Below are 4,271 nucleotides of genomic sequence, written 5' to 3'. Positions count from 1 at the left end.
GTTAAATGTATTGACCATGTCGCCTGGCTCGTGGTTATACCAGGTCGCATGTTGCCAGTGGTGGTCAGCGCATAGTTTTGCGGTGTGCTGAGCAAACGAGTGTTGGGCACGGGTTTCGCAGGCATGGAGATAGGTCACTGGGAAGGGGTAATTACGCGCGGCTAGGGTTTCTAACATGGCTTGCATGGGCAACGCTTCGCGCAAGTTTAGCCAACTGCTAATTGCCCCTTAGCAAAGCGTTAGTTTCTGAATCGGAGTATCAGTGAAGAAAGAAGACGGAATTTCAAAGTACAAGTTGAATAAAGTTGCTACGGAGTCTTTGAGAAATACTATCCGTCTTCATTTTGACTCTGTGTTGCTCTATGAAAATGGTTCCTACCCAAGCGCTCTTCAGCTTTCAGTCTTGGCTTTGGAGGAATTCTCAAAGGCCAACTGGGTAGATCACTACATATGGTCATCGGAAACCAATGAGGGCTACCCTGATGCTGAGTTTGAGCAAGAATGGCTAAAGCTTCTGTACTTGCATCCAAAAAAGCAGTGGAACTTTGTGGCAAGAGAAACAGGTGATTATTCGCCGAAGTTTATTTCTCTGATCCAAAGCCGAAAGCTTGAAGAGAAAAAGCAAAATGCAATCTACGTTGGCTTGTCTCGCTCAAAAGGTAAGATCGATACAGATAGTAGGGTTTCAACCCCTTGGAAAATAAAACAAAAAGATGCAAAGCAGTTTATTTCAATTATCAACGATGAGCTGCTCAGAATATGCGAAAGAATCGAAGAAGATGAGTTCTACTTCGAGGGTAGTAAGGATATGGATGAGGTGTTTGATTATCAGATCTACAAAAAGCTTTTGAAATGGCCCCACAAGAGTGGAATTAAGAATAACGGTTGGAAAACGAAGAATCGCCAACGAAACTAACACATATGAGCCTTCTCCCGTCAAATAGGCAATAGTGTTTTTCTGGCTGCGTCAGCAGCCAGACCAAATCCCTAAACAAAAACACATACTTCTTCTGTCTCAATCGCTGTTAAGATCACATACAGCAAACACATATAGAGGGTTTCTTAGTGCGGTCGCACCGCTGCCGACTTCGGTAGAATAACAGTTGAAGCCGGGCCACTAGACATTTATCGGTTAACCTTTACCGGCGCTATTCAAAACGCAGTGGTCAATGTTCATTGCCGAGTTAGTTGCAGGCTTAGTTCAGGTGTAAGTGATTTTGCTTAAGGGTCTATATAAATGCGTGCCAACGGGGCGTCTAATCACTGCCTAAATCAGTCGATACAACTTATCGTTTAGGGCCACTAGACATTCATCGGTTAACTTTAATCTTGCGCTACTCAACAAAGTAAAGTGTTGCTAGCAATTCTTTATGTTGAGCAAACAATTGTTGAGTGTGGATTTCGCTGGCATGTAACTCAGTAGCAGAGGAGAAGTAACTAGGCGCAGCCAAGGTCTCTAGCATTATTTTTCAACAACATGAGTAGTGAAATAGGTAAAGCGACTTGCACAGCAAGTAGCCCTCGGCAATGATGCATTAGTTATTTTGTGGGGCTGGTTTTTGGTGGAATGTTTTTCTCCATCGATTTGGGGTTACTTCATAGCGTTCTTTAAATTTTTCTCTGAAAATAAGAACAGAACTAAAGCCTGTTTTAGCTACAATTTGGTCAATCGATAAGTCTGTGGACTCAAGTAAGTCTTGAGCCAGGTTGAGCCGCTCGCCAGTGAGCCATTCTCCAAAGGACATACCTGTCGCCTTATTGAACTTTCTTGTGAAAGTACGGCGGGTCATCATTACGGAGTCAGCCAGTTTATCGAGTGAATACTTTTGGTTAATGTTACGTCTAATGGTATCCATTAAAGTGTTAATGCGAGAATCCGATGTCGTCACCGGTATGGGTTGATCAATAAACTGCGCCTGTCCGCCATCACGATAGGGTGGCACTACCATACGACGAGCCACGCGATTGGCAACAGTGCTGCTGTAGAACTTTCGAAATATATATAAACAACAATCAATACCAGCAGCGGTACCAGCAGACGTGATCACCCCTTGATCTTCAACATAAAGAGCGTTCGCATCAAGCGCTACATTAGTAAAGCGCTGGCTAAAATCTTGTTCTAACTCCCAGTGTGTGGCAGCTCGCTTTCCACTTAACAAGCCAGCATAAGCGAGAACATAGCCACCAAGACACAAGCCAGCTATTAATGCGCCTCTGCCTTTTGCACGGCGAAGCGCGTCAATAAGCTGTTGGTTCGGGCGTTCATCAATAGCGCGCCAGTATGGCACGATAATAATATCACTGCGCTCTAGTTCACAGAGCTGCTTGTTGGGGTGAATTTCCATCCCGATATCAGATAATAGTGGACCTGGTTCTCCGGCGATAAAGTTAAGCTCGAAAAAGGCTTCGTTTAACGTGTCGCGGCCAAAGACAATACTTGGTACAGAAATATGAAATGGACTGAATCGGTTGAATACAATAACAGCCACTGACGGGAGAGGTTTACTTTCTGGTGAATTCATAGATATGTCCATTGCGCCAACACAGAGCAATAAATCCGATGCTCTGTGTTAGCACGCCGATAAGGCTAGCTTTGCAATTGCTTCATAATATCAGCTTCATTGAAATGGGCGCGCTTTTCAAATATTTTGTCATCTTTGATGGTTAGCAACATCATCAAAGAAAAACGCACCTTCTTATTCGTTGGCTGAATATCATGCATCGCGGCCGAATGAACACCTTCAAATATCATATAACAGGCAACTTTATCATCATGAGCGAAGATATCGTGTATGCGAAAGGTAAAACCTGGGTAATCATCCATATTCCCCTTTTCCTGAGCGAGAAAGCCATTAATATCTAACGGTGTATCAAGCTGAGAGTAAAAGGTAAACTGCTCATGGCACAGAGCTGCTACACTCTCGTAGTCGTTATCTTCAATGGCTTGATAGAAAGATGCTACTAAATCAATATTTTTTATATTGTTCATTATCTAACCCCTTTTACTATCTTAAAGTACGACCGTTTCGCCATCTTCAGGAACAAACACAAAATCAGTGATCATATTCGCTTTAGCATAATCACGCATTTCTTGAGTTGTTACCAGGGCATGATTTACTGCTCCCATATGAGTGGCAACAATTTTCGCTTCAGGCAGTACTTGGTGGGTTTTTAAAACATCTTCTTTACCCATAATAATAGGGCCAAAACCAAGAACATGCGCCCAACCTGTATTAAGAATAACAACACCTGGTTGCTCTTTTTTCATTGTTTCTTCAACAGCGTCAATCCAGATTGTATCGCCCACAACATAAAGTTTCTCTTCGTCAGCATGCGAGAAGATAATACCCGTTACTTCCCCTAAGATTTCTGCCATTTGTTCATGCTCAAAAGCGGCATCTGAGCCATGCTGACAAACAGTACGAGTAAACGAAATGCCATGGTAATCGGTTTGTTCTGAGAAGATTTTCACATTAGTAAAACCTTGTGAGCGAACAATTTTTTCATCATCTTCATGCTGCACAAAAATCAGTTTATCTTTTGGAATAGAATTTACAGCAGTTTCATCCCAATGGTCCGGATGAGTATGAGTTAACAATACAGCATCAACATTTATCACGCTTTCAATCGGCAGGGGTAATTCAACCATCGGGTTACGAATGTGAGAATTGGCCGTACCTTCAAAACCTGGGTAGGTGTCTTTTGGCGCTAGCATCGGGTCAATTAAAAATGTTTTGCCAGCGAATTCGATAATTTGCGTTGCATTGCGGATTTGTGTGATTTTCATAATCGTGCTCCAGAGTTGCTACGTTTGCTTCAGTGGAGATATTTTAAGCAACATAATACACAGCCAAAAGTGGCTTAAAGGACATATTGAAATGGTATTGGGCCAAACTGGCGGCAAGAGCAGAGCACTTGACGTTGCCAACGACTGTGCTCGAAGCCATGCTCCACCATCGAGTACTTCATAGATACATACTGGTATTTACTGATGTTGTGGGCAAAAATGCTTGGCTTTGCTGTATTAATTGTTATTACTTACCAGGCATCTTCTTTCTAAACAAAGTGTTAATCTATTAACCTATAGCTCAGCGTGGGGGCCAAACACTTCGTAGTGTATTCGATGGTTACTTACCCCCAGTGCGATTAAGTGGGTTTTTACAAATTTCATGAAGGCCAGCGGACCACACACGTAAAAATCACCATCGTCGATGGGCAGTGTGATAGCGCAGAAATCCATGAAGCCGTTAAATGTATTGACCATGTCGCCT

4 protein-coding genes and 2 pseudogenes are annotated in these 4,271 nt (G+C 42.8%); 1 reads left to right on the top strand and 5 read right to left on the bottom strand.

The genetic code is table 11. The features are described 5' to 3' along the window. Positions 1-186, bottom strand: a pseudogene (locus MHM93_RS19240) (NO-inducible flavohemoprotein); the annotation flags it as partial. A 76-nt stretch (positions 187-262) separates the two neighbouring features. Between MHM93_RS19240 and MHM93_RS19235 the strand changes: the two are divergent. Further along, a complete protein-coding gene (locus MHM93_RS19235) occupies positions 263-916 on the top strand; it encodes an AbiV family abortive infection protein (protein ID WP_239450217.1) in 654 nt (217 codons plus the stop codon). Between the two features lie 619 nt (positions 917-1,535). On the opposite strand, the gene MHM93_RS19230 is transcribed toward MHM93_RS19235, so the two are convergent. The 4 genes and pseudogenes from MHM93_RS19230 to MHM93_RS19215 form a co-directional block, all read right to left on the bottom strand. Continuing rightward, positions 1,536-2,522 carry a helix-turn-helix domain-containing protein gene (locus MHM93_RS19230; protein ID WP_239450216.1) on the bottom strand — a complete coding sequence of 329 codons (987 nt, stop codon included), beginning with the start codon at positions 2,520-2,522 and terminating at the stop codon, positions 1,536-1,538. A 65-nt stretch (positions 2,523-2,587) separates the two neighbouring features. After that, the gene (locus MHM93_RS19225; protein WP_239450215.1) at positions 2,588-2,989 is read right to left on the bottom strand and encodes an ester cyclase; all 402 of its coding nucleotides are present in this window, start codon (positions 2,987-2,989) and stop codon (positions 2,588-2,590) included. Between the two features lie 21 nt (positions 2,990-3,010). After that, positions 3,011-3,787 (bottom strand): MBL fold metallo-hydrolase, encoded by a 777-nt coding sequence (locus MHM93_RS19220; RefSeq protein WP_239450214.1) that lies wholly within the window; start codon positions 3,785-3,787, stop codon positions 3,011-3,013. Between the two features lie 294 nt (positions 3,788-4,081). Next, a pseudogene (locus tag MHM93_RS19215) lies at positions 4,082-4,271 on the bottom strand (NO-inducible flavohemoprotein); the annotation flags it as partial.

This window comes from Pseudoalteromonas sp. MM17-2, assembly GCF_022347945.1.
GTDB classification, from domain to species: domain Bacteria; phylum Pseudomonadota; class Gammaproteobacteria; order Enterobacterales; family Alteromonadaceae; genus Pseudoalteromonas; species Pseudoalteromonas ruthenica.
This window is presented reverse-complemented; position numbering and strand designations above follow the sequence as displayed.